Genomic DNA, 19,835 nt, shown 5'->3' on the forward strand with positions numbered 1-19,835 from the left:
ATCAGCCCAGGTTGTCCTGAATCGCGCCCAACACCTTGCGCGCCACATCGGCCGGCGCCACGGTGTTGATGTTCTTCTCGACAGTCACCTGGACGTTGTCACCCACCTTGCTCAGGCGCACCTGGTAGCGCTCGGCGCGGGCTTCGATCTCTTCCTTGGCCGGCTTGCTGCCGAACAACTTGCCGAAGAAGCCCGGCTCATCGTTCTTCTTCTCGGCTTTTTCCGCCAGGTTGATGTAGTACAGGCCCAGGCTGCGGTTGATGTCCTCAACCCGCCATTCGCCCTGCTCCAGGGCGCGGCCCACGCTGGACCAGGCGCGATCGAGGTCGGCGCCCAGGTTCAGCACCGGGTTGCCGCTGCCGTCTTCGCTGAGGCTGACCCGGCTCGGGGTATCGAAATCGCGAGCAGCCAGCAGGGACACCGAACCGCCCTTCTCGGAGGTACGGCTCATGCTGGCCAGCATGTCATCCACCAGCGCGGCGTCCAGGCCGGTGTTGACCGAACGGTTGGTGAACTCAACATCGGCGGTGCTGCCGGCGGGACGCTCGGCACTGACCACGTAGACTTCACTGGTATTGCGCTGCACACCCGGTTCGATGCGCACCCGCACGCGAGTTTCGCTGTCGGCGGCGACGCCGGCGCTGCTCAGGCGCTTGGCCACGGCAGCGGAAAGCTCGTCGGAACGCTGCCAGCGGGTGCTGAACTCGCCAGTTTGCGGGCGTTGCTGATCCAGGCGGAAACCGTTGTCCTGGAAGAACTGCACTGCCACTGGCCAGACTTCGGCCGGCGGATGCTGAGCCATGACCCAACGGGAGTCGCCGCTTTTCTGCAGGGTGTAGTCGCTGGCATCGGCAATGGCCGACAGCGGCTGCGGACGAGGCACCTGGTACTCGCCCTTGACGTTGTCGTCGGCCACGTTGCGCGGGATTGGCAGCAGCGGATCCAGACGCTTGGCGGTCTGGACATCCGGCGGCAGTTGCATTGGTGCTGTTTGTTGCGCTTGCAGGTAATCACTACCCCGGTCACGGAAGTAGCCTTCCGGGCCCCAGATCCAACCGCAGCCACTGGTGCTGGAGATAATCAAGGCAAGTGCGGAAAGTCCGGCCATTCGCTTCATGCGTTGTACTTCCTCAATTAAACCAAGACGCCGGACTGGCGCATGGCCTGCCGCAGCGGTTCGTGACAGGCGGCACTGAGCCAGGTGAGCGGCAGACGGATACCGTCCGGCATCAAGCCCATTTCGTGCAGGGCCCATTTCACGGGAATAGGGTTGGACTCGATGAACAGTGTCTTGTTCAGCGGCATCAGGGTTTCGTGGATCTCGCGGGCCTTGGCGGCGTCGCCGGCCATGGCTGCGGCGCACATCTGGCTCATGGCCCGAGGCGCGACGTTGGCGGTCACCGAGATATTGCCCTTGCCGCCCAGCAGGATCAGTTCAACGGCAGTGGCGTCATCGCCGGAGTACACCAGGAAATCGTCGGGCACGCCGGCCAGGATGGCCTTGGCACGCTGCAGGTCGCCGGTGGCTTCCTTGATGCCGATGATGTTTTTCACGGAGGACAGACGGATCACGGTCTCGGCCTGCATGTCGCATGCGGTACGGCCTGGAACGTTGTAGAGGATCTGCGGGATGTCCACGGCCTCGGCAATGGCGCGGAAATGCTGGTACAGGCCTTCCTGGGTCGGCTTGTTGTAGTACGGAGTCACCAGCAGGCAGGCGTCGGCGCCGGCGATCTTCGCGTTGGTGGTCAGTTCGATCGCTTCACGCGTCGAGTTGGCGCCGGTACCGGCAATCACCGGGATACGCCCTGCAACCTGGGCCACCACCCGACGAATCACTTCGATGTGCTCGTTGACATCCAGTGTGGCCGATTCACCTGTGGTGCCGACCGCCACGATGGCGTTGGTGCCCTCTTGCAGGTGGAAGTCCACCAGTTTGCTCAGGCTGTCCCAGTCGAGATTTCCCTGTGCATCCATGGGTGTGACCAGTGCCACCATACTGCCCGCAATCATGCAACCGCTCCTGCCGGAAAAAGAGAGCGGTAATGGTACTGGCGCCAAGTTCCTTGCACAAGCGAAGTCCCTTGCCGTGAGCATTCCCCTGAGCGATGGTTTTCGCTACCCTTCAGGCTTTGATCGCTACTGATAAGCATGTAAACCGGGTTATCGCCTGCCTGTTGGATCTGCAAAGCCCCATTCCCGCGTTGCCAGACTGTGTTCCGAGCGTTTCGGGGCCCGTCGCCGGCTTGTGGTTCAAGGCCCTGAAGTTCAGCTTGCAACGCTTGCCTGCTACTGGCTTGTCAAAAAGTACCGACCGCTCATCGCTTTAGGAATGCTGCATGTCCACCCCCACAGTTCGCGAACAATTCCTTGTCATCAGTGCCCTCGGCGCCAACCCCATGGAGCTGACCAACGTCCTGTGCCGCGCCAGCCATGAAAACCGTTGTGCCGTGGTGACTTCGCGTCTGACCCGACACGGCGAGTGCAGCGCCCTGGTGCTGGAGATTTCCGGCAGTTGGGACGCCCTGGCGCGCCTGGAAAGCAGCCTGCCATCCCTGGCCAAGAAGCACGCCTTCACGGTCAACGTGGTGCGCAGCGCCGCTCTGGAAAGCCGTCCCCAGGCCTTGCCTTATGTCGCCTACGTCAGCGCGGCCTACCGCTCTGACATCGTCAATGAGCTGTGCCAGTTCTTCATCGACCATCATGTCGAACTGGAAAACCTCACCTGCGATACCTACCAGGCTCCGCAGACCGGGGGCACTATGCTCAATGCCACCTTCACCGTGACCCTGCCCGCCGGCACCCAGATCAGCTGGTTGCGCGACCAGTTCCTGGATTTTGCCGATGCCATGAACCTCGATGCGCTGATCGAACCCTGGCGCCCACAGAACCCCATGTAAGGAAGCTCCCATGGCTGTTGCTATCGACCAACCCGTCGCTGATTTCCAGGCCCCTGCCACCAGCGGCCAGACCGTCAGCCTGTCCGGCCTCAAGGGCAAGCAAGTGGTGATCTACTTCTACCCCAAGGACAGCACCCCTGGCTGCACCACCGAGGGCCAGGGCTTTCGTGATCAATACGCCGCCTTCCAGGCCGCCAACACCGAGGTCTTCGGCATCTCCCGCGACAGCCTGAAGTCCCACGAGAACTTCAAGTGCAAGCAGGAGTTCCCCTTCGAGCTGATCAGCGACAAGGACGAAGCCGTCTGCCAGCTGTTCGACGTGATCAAGTTGAAGAAGCTCTATGGCAAGGAATACCTGGGCGTGGACCGCAGCACTTTCCTGATCGACAAGGACGGCGTCCTGCGCCAGGAATGGCGCGGGGTCAAGGTTCCGGGCCATGTCGACGCCGTACTGGCAGCAGCCCAGGCTCTGAACAAGGCCTGAAACCAACGGGGCGGCTGAATCAGCCGCCCCGCGTTATCTAGAGTAAAGGCGCCACCACCGGGTCCTTCCTCGGCCAGGCATCCAGCACTGCCTTGAACAGCGTGGCCAGGGGAATCGCAAAGAAAATCCCCCAGAAGCCCCACAGCCCGCCAAACAGCAGCACCGCACAGATGATTGCTACCGGGTGCAGATTCACCGCACCGGAGAACAGCAGCGGCACCAGCACATTGCCATCCAGGGCCTGGATGATCCCGTAGACCGCCATCAGGTAGATGAACTGGTCGCTCCAGCCCCACTGGAACAGGGCGATCAGCGCCACCGGCACCGTCACCACTACCGCACCGACATAGGGCACCACCACCGAAATCCCCACCAGCAGGGCCAGCAGGGCCGCGTAGTTCAGGCCCAGGGCGACGAAGGCGATATAAGTCACACCACCGCAAATAACGATCTCGATGACCTTGCCGCGGATGTAGTTGGCGATCTGCCGGTTCATTTCGTGGGCAACCCGAGTGATCAAGGTCCGCTCCTGAGGCAGGTAGCCGATAACCCAACGGCTGATCATCGCCCGGTCCTTGAGGAAGAAGAACACCAGGATCGGCACCAGCACCAGGTAGATCATGATGTTCACCAGCAAGGGTAGGCTGGACAGGGAGAACGTCAGCGCCCATTGACCGAACTTGCCGATCTCGCCCCGAGCCACTTCGATGGCCTGCAGCACCTGCTCGTCCGACACCAGGTGCGGATAGCGCTCGGGCAACAGCAGCAACAGTGACTGCCACTTGGCGAGCATCCCCGGCAACTCGTTGAACAGGGTGACGAACTGGTGCCAGAGCAAAGGCACCACCACCAGGATGAACACCAGCAGCAGGCCCATGAACAGAGCGAACACCAACCCCACCGCCGCCCCACCGGGCAGGCGCAGGCGCTCCAGGCTCACCACCAGCCCCTGCATCAGGTAGGCCAGGACCATGCCCGCCAGTACTGGCGCCAGCATCCCACCCAAGGTCAGCACAGCGGTAAAGGCCAGGAACAGCAGCACAGCGAGCACCACCGCTTCTTCATCCGAGAAGTAGCGCTGTATCCAGTCACGTAGCACTTTGAACATCAATGATCCTTAGATGAAAGCGGTGAACGGCCGTCAGGCCTTTTTCAGCCAGTAACGATAGACCCCGGCCTCGTCCTCTTCGCGCAACAGGGTATGACCGGCCAGGCGAGCGAAGGTGCGGAAGTCACGCTGGGACCCGGCATCGGTGGCAATGACCTTGAGCACCGCGCCACTGGCCAGGCGATTGAGTTCCATCTTGGCCTTGAGCAGTGGCAGTGGGCAGTTCAGTCCACTGGCATCGAGCTCGGCGTCATGGGCGACAACATCGGTCATTGGCTTACTCCGATCATCAATTCAAGGCGCCTAGAATACCCTGCAAGGCAAAGCCGTCGGCAATAAAGAAGCCTGAAACCAGAGCGCTGTAGCGCCGTGACAGAGGCTCGATGAGGTAGACGTCGGAATTTACCCGAAAGCACTTTTTTATCCGCAGAGTTTTCACTGGCTTTATCTGGTCCCCGGACCAGCGGGCAGCTACAGTAGAGCCTTTGTCGAATAAGGCTTTGTGCATGAATTTATTGCGCCCTACCCTGCTGACGCTCGCTTGCCTGCTCGCCTCACCGGGCTTCGCCGACGACCTGCCGTCACTTGGTGACGCCAGTTCATCCATTGTCTCTCCACAACAGGAACACCAGCTGGGCCGTGCCTGGCTGGCGTTGCTACGCAGCCAGGTCTCGCAACTCAACGACCCGCAACTCAAGGACTATGTCGAAACCAGCGTCTACAAACTGGTGGAGACCAGCCAGGTCAACGACCGCCGCCTGGAGTTCATCCTGATCAACAGCCCGCAGCTCAACGCCTTCGCCGCCCCCGGCGGGATTGTCGGGGTCAACGGTGGCCTGTTTCTCAATGCCCAGACCGAGGGAGAGTACGCCTCGGTGATGGCTCACGAACTGGCGCACCTTTCCCAACGCCACTTTGCCCGCGGGGTTGAAGCCCAGCAGCGCATGCAGGTGCCAATGATGGCCGCCTTGCTGGCGGGGATCGTGATCGCTGCCGCCGGCGCCGGGGATGCGGGGATCGCCACCATCGCCGGCACCCAGGCCGCGGCCATCCAGGAACAGCGGCGCTTTTCCCGGCAAAACGAACAGGAAGCCGACCGCATCGGCATTCTCAATCTGGAGAAAGCCGGCTACGACCCACGCTCGATGCCCACCATGTTCGAACGTTTGATGCGCCAATACCGCTTCGATGCCAAGCCTCCGGAATTCCTCCTGACGCACCCGGTCACCGAATCGCGAATCGCCGACACCCGCAACCGCGCAGAACAGGCCAAACTCGGAGGCACCGAGGACAGCCTGCGCTATCAACTGATCCGTGCGCGGGTGCAGTTGAATTACGAAGAATCTCCTGGTCTGGCCGCCAAGCGCTTTCGCGCCCAGCTCGATGAAAACCCGAAGAACGACATTGCCCGTTACGGTCTGGCCATCGCCCAGATCAAGGGCAGCCAGTGGAACGAGGCTCGGGAAAACCTCAAGCCGCTGCTGGCCAAATCCCCCAATGATGTCACCTACAACCTGGCTCAGATCGAGTTGGACATGGCCAACAACCGCCTGCCGGATGCGCAAGCTCGTGTGGAGCGGATGCTCAACCTGTACCCGGGCAACTACCCGCTGAATCAGATCCGAGTGGACCTGCTGCTCAAGCAGAACCGCCCCGCGGATGCGGAAAAGGCCCTGGAAGGCTTGCTGAAAAGCCGTCCGGACGATCCGGATGTCTGGTATCTGGTGGCGGAAACCCGCGGTCTGTCGGGCAATATCATTGGCCTGCACCAGGCCCGGGCCGAGTACTTCGCCCTGGTCGGCGACTACCGCCAAGCCATTCAGCAACTGGACTTCGCCAAACGGCGGGCCGGCAGCAACTTCCCACTGTCGTCGAGAATCGACGCTCGTCAGCGGGAGATGATGGACCAGGAGCAGATGGTCAAAGACATGATGCGCTGATGTTTCCAGGCGCCATAAAAAAGCCCGCCTCTTACGAGGCGGGCTTTTTACTGCGCGAGCACGGCGTCAGACGTATTACTCGGCCAGTTTGAAGGTAATGAAACTGGCTCGCCCCTGACGCAGTACACGCATGGACACCGAGCGGTTCTTCGGCAGCGCCTTGGCGATTTCGGTGAACTCCTTGGCGGTGGTAATCGCCTGGTTGTTCAGGTGGGTGATCACGTCGCCCGGCTGCAGGCCGATCAACGCCGCTGGGCCATCCTGGACTTCCTTGATGACTACGCCACCCTTGAGGTCAAAAGCCTTTCTCTGCTCATCATTGAGCTCTACAACGGCTACGCCGAGACGGTTACTGCTGCGCTCGACGCCGGACTTGGGCAGCATGCTCAGATCCTTGTCTTCTTCAGGAATGGCGCCCACGGTGAGCTCGACATTCTTGCGCTTGCCTTCACGAATCACTTCCAGGTTGGCCTTGGCTCCGGCCTTCAGTGCCCCGACCAGATGCGGCAGGTCCGCCGACATGACAATGGGTTGACCATTGAGGCTGAGAATCACGTCCCCCACTTGCAGGCCGCCCTTGGCCGCTGGGCCTCCGTCCTGAACCTGTGCGACCAGTGCACCGGCAGGTTTTTCCAGACCAAAGGATTCTGCCAGGTCTTTATTGACCTCCTGAATCACTACGCCCAGCCAGCCACGACTGACCTTGCCACCGGTTTTCAGCTGATTGGAAACGTCCATGGCCACGTCGATAGGGATCGCGAAGGACACCCCCATGAAGCCACCGGAACGGGTGTATATCTGCGAGTTGATGCCCACCACCTCCCCCGCCAGGTTGAACAGCGGGCCACCGGAGTTACCCGGGTTGATCGGCACGTCGGTCTGAATGAAGGGAACGTAGTTTTCATTTGGCAGACTGCGACCAATGGCACTGACGATGCCCTGGGTCACGGTGTGGTCGAAACCAAATGGCGAACCGATGGCCACGACCCATTGCCCGGCTTTCAGGTCCTGGGATTTACCCAGCTTCAGCACAGGCAGGTCCTTGCCATCGATCTTCAACAGCGCCACGTCGGAACGCGGATCGGTGCCTATCAGCTTGGCTTTCAATTCACTGCGGTCGGCCAGACGCACGAGAATCTCGTCCGCATCGGCGATCACGTGATTGTTGGTGAGGATGTAGCCATCCGGGGAAATGATGAAACCCGAGCCCAGGGACTGGGCTTCACGCTGGCGGTCCCCTCGCGGAGAGCGCTGCTGGGGCATGCCACGCTCGAAGAACTCCCGCAACATTGGCGGCAGGCCTTCCAGTTCGGGCATCTGTGCCGAGTTGGAAAAACGCCGATCAGGCAGCTTCTGCGTTGTACTGATATTCACCACAGCAGGCGAGGCCTGCTCGACCAGTTGGGTGAAATCAGGCAACTCGGCTGCCTGGGCAGACACGGCCTGCCCCAGCACCAGCACGGTGGCAAGAATGGTGAAGTAAGACTTCAAGCGTGGTATCGACATACGGCTCCCGTTACGACGAGCGTGGTTAAGCGATATGGAGCAAGTCGCACCGAAAATGCAGGGGCGGTACTTTTGCTCCAGGAACGACAAATAAGGTCAGAACCGAGGGGTTCTGACCTATAAAAAAACTCTGGGGATTTTGCAAATGAAATTGCTCACCAAACATTTCATCTTCTCAATTGTGGAGTAGGCATTACCGACCTCTTACACAACCAACAAAGGCTCATTGCTTGGCGGTGGCATCGGAACGCATCGACAGCGCAATACGTTCAGCAGTGCCAATGGGGATTTCCCCGACCACGGTGACCATCATTTCGCCTTCAGGCGTGGTCAAGCGACGTGATACGGCAACAGTCGGACCGAGCTGGGTGCGGGTATCGGTAACCGTCGCCCCGTTGAGTGGTTCGAGGAACACCGAGAACCGCGCCAAACCGTCGTCATACAGCAAGCTGTTGACCAGGGTCTTGGTTTGCGGATCCTTGCGGGCGGAGCTACTGGTCAGCTCGAAACCCGGAGGTAGCCAGTCGGAATGCCAGGTTTGCGCAGTCTTGATGGCCGAAGCCTTGTCGCTATCCAGGCTCACGGGTTTGCAGTCAGCCCCGGCTTGCAACTCTGCATCTTCAGGAACATCTGCAGTATCCAGACGAGTGAACTGGAAGCGCTCCAATAGTTGTCCCTTGTCGTTCAACAACAGGGATTTGAGCGGCAGGCCGGTTTCCCGATCCAGATGCAACTCAAAGCCATAACGATGTTGATCTCTGGGCGTAACCGAAACGATGACTGCCTGACGCCCAGCCACGCGTGATTTGCCGATAACGGCAAGGTCATACCAATTCTTGAGCTTTTGCGGATCCAGCGCACGGGTCGCAGAGTCCGGAGCATCGCCCAACCCTGCCATTAACGTACCGCTGACGCACTGGGTGCGACCATCGACACGCACCACCTCTTGAGCAGATCCATCGAGCTGAACCAAACGCTCACGGACCTCTCCACCCTGGACGCGATGCCAGATGTTATGGGTAGAAAAACTACCGTTACGCTCGTAAACGAAAGTGCCCTGAAAGCTTTGCTGCTGTTCCGCTTGCCCAAGACGCTGCAACCAGCCCTGGGCTTCATCGGCGTGGGCTGGAACCACAAACCAGCCACTAAGCAGAAGCGAGAGTAGAGGTATGGCGCGCATGATCCTCCTTAGCGGTTTTCCAAGCTTGCCGCACGGGCATAAGGCAGTGCACTTTCAGTGCCTTTGAGTGCAGCTTGTTGAGCATGCTGACGCAGGTAGCTTGGCAGACGCTGATCGTGCCAGCCTGGCTGCCCTTGCAATACGCCATTAGCCATGGGGCCAGTGGCTTCCGAGCTTTCATTGTAGCCGGCCAGTACAGCAGGGCCCTTAATTTGTGGAGTCGCCAGGGTAGGTTGAGCGGCTTGCTGAGCCAGTTCAACGCCTGCGATCTCATCTTGGTTGTACAGCCGCACACCGGCCAGTACCGCCACAGTCACCGATGCAGCTACCGCCAGACGGCCCAGACTGCGCCAAGGTCCACGGGACGCTTTGGCTGGTACGGCCTCATCAGCCAGAGCTGCCGAAACAGCAGCGGCGATGTCCAGACGTGGAAGCAGCAACTCCTTGTGCATAGCTGCCCGGGCGATTTGATAACGAGCCCAAGTCTCACGGGTTTCTACTTCGTCGACGGCATTCAACACCCGACGCAATTCCAGTTCGTCCGCTTCGTTATCCATCACCGCGGACAGCGATTCCTGCAGGGCTTCACGACTCATGGCGGTTCCTCTCTTGGCTGTCGCCGCTGTCTCAGGTTTCCTGCAACAACGGCTGCAGGGCTTTATCGATGGCTTCCCGAGCGCGGAAAATCCGGGAGCGCACGGTACCCACCGGACACTGCATGACGCTGGCAATGTCCTCGTAACTCAGACCATCGAATTCACGTAAAGTTAAGGCTGTACGCAAATCTTCAGGTAGTTGCTGAATGGTTCGATGGACGGTGCCTTCGATCTCATCCCGCAGCAATGCACGTTCCGGCGATTCGAGATCCTTCAGGCCATGATCGCCGTCATAGAACTCCGCATCCTCAGAACTGACATCGCTATCCGGCGGCCGGCGGCCGCGTGAAACCAGATAGTTTTTCGCCGTGTTGATGGCGATACGGTACAGCCACGTATAGAACGCGCTGTCCCCCCGAAAATTACCTAGTGCACGGTAAGCCTTGATAAAGGCTTCTTGTGCGACATCCTGGGCTTCATGGGTGTCGTGCACGAAACGCACGATCAACCCGAGAATTTTGTGCTGGTATTTCAGCACGAGCAGATCGAACGCTCGCTTGTCGCCACGCTGAACGCGCTCGACCAGCTGCTGATCCTCTTCCTGGGTTAGCATGAACACTCCTCGATAAACTCGGAGGAGGCTTGCATCACTAATCGATCAGGCTTGCAAACATAGACTCGGGCTTTTCGCAAAAGTTCTCCCCCTCCAAGCAAGTTTCCTGCGGGCTCTGATCCGGCACGCACGAAAAACGCAGCGCGGGCAAGGCCGGCTGCGCGAATAATCCTGTCGTCGATTTCTGTCACCAAGGGACAGATTGCAAACCCTGGCCAGAACCGACGCTGTCCCTTCTTTCAGGCAACCTTCTATTGAGTTTGGGGCCTTGGCAAAAGTTCCCAATCTTTATAGCTGCGCCGAACGAAGATTGTGTAACGGTGAAGAGAAAAACAGCCCTACTTCTTCGATCAACCCGCGCGGAAGCTTGAACGCCGCGAGTAGAGGCTGGTCGAGAGCAACGCTTTTGCTCAGCGAAGTCGCACAACGCCATGAAGGCGCGACTATTGTGCCGATCCCCCCCTCTATATACTAGTGGGCTGTGTGGCTGCTTTGACTCGCCGATTCAGGCGTCTGGCGCCAACCCCATATTGGGTCGCTTTGAGCGGAATCCTTCAAATGAGCCAACAGTTTCAACACGATGTTCTGGTGATTGGCAGCGGCGCCGCCGGCTTGAGTCTGGCCCTGACACTGCCCCGCCACTTGCGTATCGCCGTCCTGAGCAAAGGCGATCTGGCCAACGGTTCGACCTACTGGGCCCAAGGCGGCGTCGCTGCCGTTCTGGACGATACCGATACCGTCGAATCCCATGTCGATGACACCCTCAACGCCGGTGGCGGCCTGTGCCACGAAGATGCCGTGCGATTTACCGTGGAACACAGCCGCGAGGCCATCCAGTGGTTGATCGACCAGGGGGTTCCCTTTACCCGCGATGAAGACGCCAGCAGCGATGACAATGGCTTCGAGTTCCACCTGACCCGTGAAGGCGGTCACAGCCACCGACGGATCATCCATGCCGCAGACGCCACTGGCGCAGCCATTTTCAAGACACTGCTGGCCCAGGCCCGACAGCACCCCAATATCGAACTGCTGGAGCAGCGGGTTGCCGTTGACCTGATCACCGAAAAACGCCTGGGCCTGGAAGGTGATCGCTGCCTGGGCGCCTACGTACTCAATCGCGGCACGGGTGAAGTGGACACCTTCGGCGCCCGCTTCGTGATCCTCGCCTCCGGCGGTGCAGCCAAGGTCTACCTCTATACCAGCAACCCCGACGGTGCCTGTGGCGATGGCATCGCCATGGCGTGGCGCTCGGGTTGCCGGGTGGCCAACCTGGAGTTCAACCAGTTCCACCCCACCTGCCTGTATCACCCACTGGCCAAGAGCTTCCTGATCACCGAGGCCCTGCGCGGTGAAGGCGCCCACCTCAAGCTGCCCAACGGCGAACGCTTCATGCAGCGCTTCGACCCTCGGGCCGAACTGGCTCCCCGGGACATCGTCGCCCGGGCCATTGACCATGAAATGAAGCGCCTGGGGATCGACTGCGTCTACCTGGATATCAGCCACAAACCGGAAGCCTTCATCAAGACCCACTTCCCCACCGTGTATGAGCGCTGCCTGGAATTTTCCATCGATATCACCCGGCAGCCGATCCCAGTGGTGCCGGCCGCCCACTACACCTGCGGCGGCGTAATGGTCGATCAACAGGGGCGCACCGATGTGCCAGGCCTGTATGCCATTGGCGAAACCAGTTTCACTGGCCTCCACGGAGCCAACCGCATGGCCAGCAACTCGTTGCTGGAGTGTTTCGTCTACGCCCGCTCGGCAGCGGCCGACATTCTCCAGCAGTTGCCTCAGATCTCGATTCCCATCGCCCTGCCGGCCTGGGATGCCAGCCAGGTCACCGACTCTGACGAAGACGTGATCATTGCGCACAACTGGGACGAACTGCGGCGATTCATGTGGGACTACGTCGGCATCGTGCGGACCAACAAACGCCTGCAACGGGCTCAACACCGGGTTCGCCTGCTACTGGACGAAATCGACGAGTTCTACAGCAACTACAAGGTCAGCCGTGACTTGATCGAGTTGCGCAACCTGGCCCAGGTGGCCGAATTGATGATTCTCTCGGCCATGGAGCGCAAGGAAAGCCGCGGCCTGCACTACACCCTCGACTATCCGCAGCTGCTGCCTGAAGCTCGCGACACTATTCTGCTGCCGCCCACCTACGCCGGCCGAACTTGAGCCGCACCCGCAGACGCCGATGCTCATCGGCGGTCTGCGCGTCCCTCGGCACACAAAGGGAGCGCACCCAGCGCTCGCCCTGCAGACGGAAGCGCAATACCACGATCAGCGGCAATGCCAGGCTGTCAGGCCGCAACTGCACCACCTGCCAACCCGTGGCCGGACTCCACAGCTGCCAGCCCTCTGATGAATGCCGCAAGCGGCTGAATGCTCGGGAATGGGTCAACAAAATCTGTCGAGGCAGCACCCAGCCGCCGTGCAACTGGCACAGCAGGATGCCCAGCACCTTGGCCAAAGACGGGATATTCAGTAGGAAAATGGCAACCAGAGCGAATGCCTGGGCCAGCAGGTAAGCCGCCAGCAGTTGCCGTGAAGCACGCCAGCGGCACTCGAACAGCCTACTTGGGCTGGACACGGTCCAGAATCATGCGAACCATGCGCTGCAGCTCAGGATCCTCGGACTCGCTGCGTTCCATGAACCAGCCGAACATGTCCTGATCCTCACACTCCAGCAACTTGCGGTAGCACTCGCGATCGGTCTCATTGAGATGCGGGTACACCTCCCTGACGAACGGCACCAGCAATACGTCCAGCTCAAGCATGCCGCGACGGCTGTGCCAGTAGAGGCGATTCAGTTCAACATCTTCAACCATGGAGCGCTCCTCAAATAGAGCGCAAGTATACAGCCCGGGGAACACGAGAACAGTCGGCTTTGGTCGGTCACCACCTGTCCTTTGTGAACTATCCATTTCAGGGGCGCCCCCTTATGATGTGCCCCAGACTTTTTACCCTGCGATGAACCATGGCTGACTCCGCTTTTTTCTGCCCCCTGTCCCACGAAGGCGTCCTCGCCGTCCGCGGCCCTGATGCCAGCAAATTCCTTCAGGGTCAGTTGACCTGCAACCTCAATTACCTCAGCGACAGCCAGTCCAGCCTGGGCGCCCGTTGCAACCAGAAAGGCCGCATGCAGTCCAGTTTCCGTATCCTCCTGGAAGGTGACGGCTGCCTGCTGGCCATGGCCAGCGAACTGCTTGAGCCGCAACTGGCGGACCTGAAGAAATACGCAGTCTTCTCCAAGGCCAAGCTCACCGATGAAAGCGCCAACTGGGCGCGCTTCGGCCTCAGCCATGCCGACTCCAGCCTGAGCGGCCTGGGCCTTGAACTGCCCCAGGAAGACGGCGCCGTAGTCCGCGCCGACGGTCTGATTGCGGTGCGCGCCTCAAGCCACCGCGTCGAACTCTGGGTCCCGGCAGAACGCGCCGAGAGCCTGGGTCAGCAACTGGCTGCGCAACTGCCCCAGGGCGAGCTCAATCAGTGGCTGCTGGGCCAGATCCGCGCAGGCCTCGGCCAGGTCATGGCGCAGACCCGTGAACTGTTCATTCCGCAGATGCTCAACCTCCAGGCCGTGGGCGGCGTCAGCTTCAAGAAAGGCTGCTACACCGGTCAGGAAATCGTCGCCCGCATGCAATACCTGGGCAAGCTCAAGCGTCGCCTCTACCGACTTGCATTGCCCAGCGGCGAACTCCCCATTCCAGGCACCCCGCTGTTCTCCCCGACCCACAACAGCTCCATCGGTGAAGTGGTCCTGGCCGCCCAGGCACAAGACCAGGTGGAACTGCTGGCCGTGTTGCAGGCCGAAGCGGCAGAAGATGGCAACCTGCACCTGGGCGCACTCGAAGGGCCCGGTCTGCAATTGCTGGACCTGCCGTACCAGCTGGACCGCGATCGCGAAATCCAGCGCTGACCGACTCCCCCTTTCCTGCAACACCCTAGAGAACTGAAATGACTGAGCTGGCGCAGAAGGTCCAACAGGATTTGGTAGAGGCCATCGACAACGATGACCTGGTTCTGCCAACCCTACCGGAGGTGGCCATGCAGATTCGCCGGGCCGCCGAAGACCCGGAAATCAGCGTCAGCACCCTGAGCAAAGTGATAGGCCGCGACACCGCGTTGTCGGCGCGACTGATCAAGGTGGTCAACAGCCCACTGTTGCGGGCGGCCCAGGAAGTCACCGACCTGCATACCGCCATCACCCGCCTGGGAGTCAACTACAGCAGCAACCTGGCCATCGGCCTGGTGATGGAGCAGATCTTCAATGCCCGCTCCGAGGTGGTTGCACAGAAAATGCACGATGTGTGGCGCCGCAGCCTGGAAGTGGCCGGAGTCAGCTATGCCCTGTGCCGCCGCTACACCCAGCTCAAGCCCGACCAGGCAGCGCTCGGCGGACTGGTACACCAGATCGGCGTGTTGCCGATCCTGACCTACGCCGAAGACCACTACGAACTGCTTTCCGACCCGGTCAGCCTCAATCACGTGATCGAACGCATTCACCCGTTGCTGGGGGACAAGCTGCTACGGGTCTGGGAGTTCCCCGAGCAACTGGTGGAAATCCCCGGGCACTACCTGGAATTCAACCGCCAGACCAGCGGGATCGACTACGTCGACCTGGTCCAGGTGGCGACCCTGTACTGCCACAAAGACACAGATCACTCCCTCTCGCGCATTGACGCCTTCAGCGTGCCAGCGTTCAAGAAGCTGGGGATCGACCCGGAAAACCAGGCCATGTGCAGCGAGCTGCAAGAATCCCGCTCAATGCTCTACTGATCCTAACCCCGCGACAAAACTCACCCGCACTTTGAGCCCCGAAGGCAGGCCATCGTGCAGGCTGATCTGTGCCAGATGGGCGCGACAGATTTCCCCGACGATCGCCAGCCCCAACCCCGAACCGGCCACCTGCTGATTACGCCGGTAAAAACGTTCGAAGACCCGGTCGCGATCCTCCAGGGGAATACCCGGCCCGTCGTCCTCCACCTCCAGCACCCCCGGCGCCGATACCCGCAGCACCACATTGCCGCCCGACGGCGTGTGGGCCAGGGCGTTGTCCACCAGGTTGCTCAGCAGTTCATTGAGCAGGGTTGGCTCGCCCTTGAGCCACACCGGCTCGTCGGCTTCCAGGGCCAGGGCCACCCCCCTGGCATGGGCCAGAGGCGCCATGGCCATGCCCAGTTCCCGGGCCAACTGGCTGAGATCGAGCAACTGTGCGCCGCCCTCGGCGATCGCCCGGGCGCCATTTTCCACCCGGGCCAGGGACAGCAACTGATTGGCCAGGTGGGTCAAACGATCGGTGCCCTGGGCCGCGCTTTCCAAGGTCGTACGCCAAGTGTCCGGCTCGCTGGAACGCAGCCCCAGCTCCAGACGGGCCTTGAGTGCCGCCAGCGGCGTTCGCAACTCATGGGCGGCCTCGGCAATAAACTGTGCCTGGCGCTCGAACTGCCCCCGCAGGCGTTCGGTGAAATGGTTCAAGGCCCGCACCAGGGGCCACAACTCACGCTGTACCGAAACCAGCGGCAGCGGCCGCAAGTCATCGGGCTGGCGCTCCTCCACCGCACCGCGCAAACGTTCCAGCGGACGCAAGGCGGCACTCACCGCAAACCACACCAGCAGCAACGCCCCCATGGCCAGCATTCCCAGGCGCAGCAAGGTGTCGGCCATCAAGCTACGGGCCATGGCGACCCGCGCCTCGTCGGTCTCCGCCACGCGAATTTCCGCCATGCCGTTCATGTTCGGCTCGCTGACCGCCTTGAGCAGGCTCACCACCCGCACGTTCTGGCCCTGATAGGTGGCATCGTAGAAGCGCGCCAGGGCCGGATAGTCATCGGTACGCGGAGTACCCGGCGGCGGACCAGGCAGGTTTTCGTAACCGGAGATCAGTTGCTGGTGAATATCGTTGACCTGGTAATAGATGCGCCCGGCACTGTCGTAGGCAAAGGTGTCCAGGGCCACATAGGGCACATTGGCGCTGAGGCTACCGTCACGCTGGGACAACCCGGCGGCAATGGTCCGCGCCGAGGCCAGCAGGGTGCGGTCATAAGCGGTGTCGGCGGCCTCACGGCCGTTCCAGTAGGCACTCAAGCCGCTGGCCAGCATCAGCACCACCAGCAGCAGCGCCAGGTTCCACAGCAACCGCCAGCGCAGGCTGCTGGGCCTATGCATCGCGGCTTTCCAACAGATAACCCAAGCCACGGAACGTCACGATGGCCACTGCATGGCCATCGAGCTTCTTGCGCAGACGGTGGACATAAATCTCGATGGCATCCGGGCTGGCCTCCTCATCCAGGCCGAACACCTGGGAGGCCAGTTGCTCCTTGCTCATCACCCGGCCGGGACGGGCAATCAATGCCTCGAGCACGGCCTGCTCGCGGGACGTCAGGGTCAGCAGTTCTTCGCCCAGGGTGAAGCGTCGGGTATCCAGGTCATAGGCCAGCACTCCACAACGCTGCTGGCGCTCGCCCCCCAGCACGCTACGGCGCAACAGCGCCTTGACCCGGGCTTCGAGCTCGGTCAGTTCGAACGGCTTGGCCAGGTAATCGTCGGCCCCCAGGTTCAGACCGTGGACCCGATCCTTGACGTCACTGCGGGCAGTGAGCATCAGCACCGGCAGGTTCTTGCCCCGGGCCCGCAGGCGCGCCAGCACCTCGAAACCGTCCAGGCGCGGCAGGCCGACATCGAGGATCGCCATGGCGTATTCCTCACTGCCCAGAGCCAGGTCGGCGGCCACGCCATCGTGCAGCACATCCACGGTCAGGCCGGTGCTCTTGAGCGCCTGGGCGACACTTTCGGCCAGTTGCAGATGGTCTTCGACGAGCAGGACTCGCATGTTTTCTTACCTCGTGCCGGGGGGATCGACGCCGCTCTTTGGCGCGGAGTGTACCGCTGCATTCGCCGCTGTGAAGCCCGAAAACCGTGAAAGTACGTTGAAAGGTTAGCGAAAGGTTGGCCCTTTAGAGTCCGGCTACGGACAGTCTCGACTGCCCTGGCCCTGATGGCCGCTGATACGCAAAACGCCTCGAAGCGTTTTCGTCAAAATAAGAACAATAACGGAGTACCCCTGGATGCCGTCCACGCGCCCTCACGCCGTCACACCTGTATTTCTTTCCCGTCTGACCCCGACTGCCCTGGCCAGCGCCGCGGCCCTCGCCGGTGTCGCGCCCTTAAGCCAGGCCGCCTTCTTCGAAGACAGCAGCGCCACCTTCGAAACCCGCAATATGTATTTCAATCGCGACTTTCGCGACGGCACCAGCGCCCAGCAATCCAAGCGCGATGAATGGGCCCAGGGTTTCATGCTCAACCTGCAGTCGGGCTACACCGAAGGCACCGTGGGTTTCGGCCTGGACGCCCTGGGCATGCTCGGGGTCAAGCTCGATTCCAGCCCCGACCGCACCGGCACCGGCCTGCTGCCGACCCACGATGACGGACGCGCCGCCGACCAGTACTCCAAGCTCGGCCTGACCGGCAAAGTGAAGATCTCCGCCACCGAACTGAAAATCGGCAGCCTGATCCCCGAGCTACCGATCCTCAAGCCCAACGACGGGCGCATCCTGCCGCAGACCTTCGAAGGCGGCCTGCTGACCTCCAAGGAAATCAAGAACCTGACCTTCACCGGCGGGCGCCTGGACAAGGCCAAGGACCGCGACGACAGCAACTACGAGGACATCCGCCTCAACAACAAGAACAGCCGCTTCGCCGGCACCGTGGCCGGCAAGCACTTCAATTTCGGCGGCCTGGACTACAAGTTCACCGACAAGATCACCGGCAGCTACCACTTCGCCCAACTGGACGATGTCTACAACCAGCACTTCCTCGGCCTGGTAGCGTCCCAGCCCATGGGACCGGGCACCTTCGGCACCGACCTGCGCCTGGCCATCAGCGACGACCAGGGCCAGGCCCGGGGCGGCAAGATCGACAACAAATCCCTCAACGGCCTGGTGAGCTATGCCCTGAACGGACATAAACTCAGCGCCGGCTACCAGCACATGTCCGGCGACAGCGCCTTCCCCTATGTCGATGGCAGCGACCCGTACCTGGTGAACTTCGTGCAGATCAACGACTTCGCCGGCGCCGAGGAACGCTCCTGGCAGGCCCGCTATGACTACGACTTCGCCAAGCTGGGGATTCCCGGCCTGAGCTTCATGACCCGCTACCTCAGCGGCGACAACATCGCCCTGAAAAACGGCGACACCGGCAAAGAGTGGGAACGCAACACCGAGGTCAAATACGTGGTGCAAAGCGGCACCTTCAAGGACGTCGCCGTGCGCCTGCGCAACGCCACCTACCGTTCCAACTATTCGGCACGCGATGCCGATGAAGTGCGCCTGCTGGTGAGCTACAGCGTGGCCCTGTGGTAAGCCACCCGTATCACGCTGCGTCGTAGGAGCTGGCTTGCCAGCTCCTGCGGAAAAAGGGTCGGGGATGACCCGGACATACCGATAACAACAACTCCTGTGGAGACGTTCATGGACCTTTCACTGCGCAAACTAGCCCTCGCCGCCGGCTGCATGCTGTTCGCCGGCCAACTGCTGGCCGCGACCGCCGAGCCCAAACGCCCGGAATGCATCGCCCCGGCCTCCCCCGGCGGCGGTTTCGACCTGACCTGCAAGCTGGCGCAAAGCGCCCTGGTCAACGAAAAACTCCTCACCAAGCCGATGCGCGTCACCTACATGCCTGGCGGTGTCGGTGCCGTGGCCTACAACGCCGTGGTGGCCCAGCGTCCCGCCGACGCCGGAACCCTGGTGGCCTGGTCCAGCGGCTCGCTGCTGAACCTGGCCCAGGGCAAGTTCGGCCGTTTCGATGAAAGCGCGGTGCGCTGGCTGGCAGCGGTCGGCACCAGCTACGGCGCTATCGCGGTGAAAAGCGACTCGCCCTACAAGACCCTCGACGATCTGGTCCAAGCCCTGAAGAAAGATCCAAGCAAAGTGGTGATAGGTTCCGGCGGCACCGTAGGCAGCCAGGACTGGATGCAGACCGCACTGATCGCCAAGGCCGCCGGGATCAACCCCCGGGACCTGCGCTACGTCGCCCTGGAAGGCGGCGGTGAAATCGCCACCGCCCTGCTGGGCGGACACATCCAGGTGGGCAGCACCGACATCTCCGACTCCATGCCCCATATCCAGGCCGGCGACATGCGCCTGCTGGCGGTGTTCTCCGAACAGCGTCTGGACGAGCCGGAAATGAAAGACATCCCCACCGCCAAGGAGCAGGGCTACGACATCGTCTGGCCGGTGGTACGCGGTTTCTACCTCGGGCCGAAAGTCACCGACGAGGAATACGCCTGGTGGAAAAATGCCTTCGACCAGCTCCTGGCCTCCGAAGAGTTCGCCAAGCTGCGTGACCAGCGCGAGCTGTTCCCCTTCGCCCTGACCGGCCCCGAGTTGGACACCTATGTGAAGAAACAGGTGGCCGACTACAAGACCCTGGCCAAAGAGTTCGGCCTGATCCAGTGACCGTACCTTGCTAAAGGCGCGGCCCTCGCGCATCGAGGGCCGCACCC

20 protein-coding genes are annotated in these 19,835 nt (G+C 61.2%); 8 read left to right on the forward strand and 12 right to left on the reverse strand.

The window, feature by feature from the left end:
• Position 1 precedes the first annotated feature (1 nt).
• Positions 2–1,117, reverse strand: coding sequence for an outer membrane protein assembly factor BamC (gene bamC, locus Q8O96_RS11000; RefSeq protein ID WP_102861607.1), 1,116 nt, complete (start codon positions 1,115–1,117; stop codon positions 2–4).
• Between the two features lie 17 nt (positions 1,118–1,134).
• Positions 1,135–2,013 carry a 4-hydroxy-tetrahydrodipicolinate synthase gene (gene dapA / locus Q8O96_RS11005; RefSeq protein ID WP_102878721.1) on the reverse strand — a complete coding sequence of 293 codons (879 nt, stop codon included), beginning with the start codon at positions 2,011–2,013 and terminating at the stop codon, positions 1,135–1,137.
• 326 nt (positions 2,014–2,339) lie between these two features.
• Here dapA and Q8O96_RS11010 point away from each other — a divergent pair, with 326 nt between their 5' ends.
• Together Q8O96_RS11010 and Q8O96_RS11015 are read left to right on the forward strand one after the other, a co-directional pair.
• Positions 2,340–2,900 carry a glycine cleavage system protein R gene (locus Q8O96_RS11010; RefSeq protein WP_102861605.1) on the forward strand — a complete coding sequence of 187 codons (561 nt, stop codon included), beginning with the start codon at positions 2,340–2,342 and terminating at the stop codon, positions 2,898–2,900.
• Between the two features lie 10 nt (positions 2,901–2,910).
• Positions 2,911–3,384 (forward strand): peroxiredoxin, encoded by a 474-nt coding sequence (locus tag Q8O96_RS11015; RefSeq protein WP_102861604.1) that lies wholly within the window; start codon positions 2,911–2,913, stop codon positions 3,382–3,384.
• Between the two features lie 37 nt (positions 3,385–3,421).
• Here Q8O96_RS11015 and Q8O96_RS11020 read toward each other — a convergent pair whose 3' ends face one another.
• Complete coding sequence (locus tag Q8O96_RS11020; RefSeq protein ID WP_102861603.1) at positions 3,422–4,492, reverse strand: AI-2E family transporter; 1,071 nt, start codon at positions 4,490–4,492, stop codon at positions 3,422–3,424.
• 33 nt (positions 4,493–4,525) lie between these two features.
• Complete coding sequence (locus Q8O96_RS11025) at positions 4,526–4,765, reverse strand: sulfurtransferase TusA family protein (RefSeq protein WP_011059792.1); 240 nt, start codon at positions 4,763–4,765, stop codon at positions 4,526–4,528.
• Between the two features lie 233 nt (positions 4,766–4,998).
• Between Q8O96_RS11025 and Q8O96_RS11030 the strand changes: the two genes are divergently transcribed.
• Entirely contained in the window at positions 4,999–6,432 is a 1,434-nt protein-coding gene (locus tag Q8O96_RS11030; RefSeq protein ID WP_102861602.1) for a M48 family metalloprotease, read from the forward strand.
• Between the two features lie 75 nt (positions 6,433–6,507).
• On the opposite strand, the gene Q8O96_RS11035 is transcribed toward Q8O96_RS11030, so the two are convergent.
• The 4 genes from Q8O96_RS11035 to rpoE all read right to left on the reverse strand — a co-directional run bounded on the left by Q8O96_RS11035 (position 6,508) and on the right by rpoE (position 10,327).
• Positions 6,508–7,938, reverse strand: coding sequence for a DegQ family serine endoprotease (locus Q8O96_RS11035; protein WP_102861601.1), 1,431 nt, complete (start codon positions 7,936–7,938; stop codon positions 6,508–6,510).
• 223 nt (positions 7,939–8,161) lie between these two features.
• Positions 8,162–9,118, reverse strand: coding sequence for a MucB/RseB C-terminal domain-containing protein (locus tag Q8O96_RS11040; RefSeq protein ID WP_102861600.1), 957 nt, complete (start codon positions 9,116–9,118; stop codon positions 8,162–8,164).
• A gap of 8 nt (positions 9,119–9,126) precedes the next feature.
• Positions 9,127–9,714 (reverse strand): sigma-E factor negative regulatory protein, encoded by a 588-nt coding sequence (locus tag Q8O96_RS11045; RefSeq protein WP_102861599.1) that lies wholly within the window; start codon positions 9,712–9,714, stop codon positions 9,127–9,129.
• Positions 9,715–9,745: 31 nt separating this feature from the next.
• Complete coding sequence (rpoE, locus tag Q8O96_RS11050) at positions 9,746–10,327, reverse strand: RNA polymerase sigma factor RpoE (protein WP_007930230.1); 582 nt, start codon at positions 10,325–10,327, stop codon at positions 9,746–9,748.
• Between the two features lie 558 nt (positions 10,328–10,885).
• Here rpoE and nadB point away from each other — a divergent pair.
• Positions 10,886–12,508, forward strand: a complete 1,623-nt coding sequence (nadB, locus tag Q8O96_RS11055) for an L-aspartate oxidase (RefSeq protein ID WP_305948791.1) — start codon at positions 10,886–10,888, stop codon at positions 12,506–12,508.
• Here the strand turns inward: nadB and Q8O96_RS11060 are convergent.
• Positions 12,471–12,923 carry a protein YgfX gene (locus Q8O96_RS11060; RefSeq protein ID WP_102861597.1) on the reverse strand — a complete coding sequence of 151 codons (453 nt, stop codon included), beginning with the start codon at positions 12,921–12,923 and terminating at the stop codon, positions 12,471–12,473. The genes nadB and Q8O96_RS11060 overlap by 38 nt on opposite strands.
• On the reverse strand, positions 12,907–13,161 hold the full coding sequence (locus tag Q8O96_RS11065; RefSeq protein WP_011059785.1) for a succinate dehydrogenase assembly factor 2: 255 nt from the start codon (positions 13,159–13,161) through the stop codon (positions 12,907–12,909). The genes Q8O96_RS11060 and Q8O96_RS11065 overlap by 17 nt, the downstream gene beginning before the upstream one ends.
• Positions 13,162–13,310: 149 nt before the next feature.
• Between Q8O96_RS11065 and Q8O96_RS11070 the strand changes: the two genes are divergently transcribed.
• Positions 13,311–14,252, forward strand: coding sequence for a folate-binding protein YgfZ (locus tag Q8O96_RS11070; protein WP_102861596.1), 942 nt, complete (start codon positions 13,311–13,313; stop codon positions 14,250–14,252).
• 38 nt (positions 14,253–14,290) lie between these two features.
• The gene (locus tag Q8O96_RS11075) at positions 14,291–15,112 is read left to right on the forward strand and encodes an HDOD domain-containing protein (protein ID WP_102861595.1); all 822 of its coding nucleotides are present in this window, start codon (positions 14,291–14,293) and stop codon (positions 15,110–15,112) included.
• On the opposite strand, the gene Q8O96_RS11080 is transcribed toward Q8O96_RS11075, so the two are convergent.
• A complete protein-coding gene (locus Q8O96_RS11080; protein ID WP_305948792.1) occupies positions 15,098–16,501 on the reverse strand; it encodes a sensor histidine kinase in 1,404 nt (467 codons plus the stop codon). The genes Q8O96_RS11075 and Q8O96_RS11080 overlap by 15 nt on opposite strands.
• Positions 16,494–17,165, reverse strand: a complete 672-nt coding sequence (locus Q8O96_RS11085; RefSeq protein ID WP_102861593.1) for a response regulator — start codon at positions 17,163–17,165, stop codon at positions 16,494–16,496. The genes Q8O96_RS11080 and Q8O96_RS11085 overlap by 8 nt, the downstream gene beginning before the upstream one ends.
• A gap of 235 nt (positions 17,166–17,400) precedes the next feature.
• On the opposite strand from Q8O96_RS11085, the gene Q8O96_RS11090 reads away from it, so the two are divergent.
• Positions 17,401–18,693, forward strand: coding sequence for an OprD family porin (locus Q8O96_RS11090; protein WP_305948793.1), 1,293 nt, complete (start codon positions 17,401–17,403; stop codon positions 18,691–18,693).
• Between the two features lie 108 nt (positions 18,694–18,801).
• Entirely contained in the window at positions 18,802–19,788 is a 987-nt protein-coding gene (locus Q8O96_RS11095; RefSeq protein ID WP_102861591.1) for a tripartite tricarboxylate transporter substrate binding protein, read from the forward strand.
• Positions 19,789–19,835 lie beyond the last annotated feature (47 nt).

This window comes from Pseudomonas sp. LPH60, from assembly GCF_030718165.1.
Taxonomy (GTDB): Bacteria; Pseudomonadota; Gammaproteobacteria; order Pseudomonadales; family Pseudomonadaceae; genus Aquipseudomonas; species Aquipseudomonas danubii.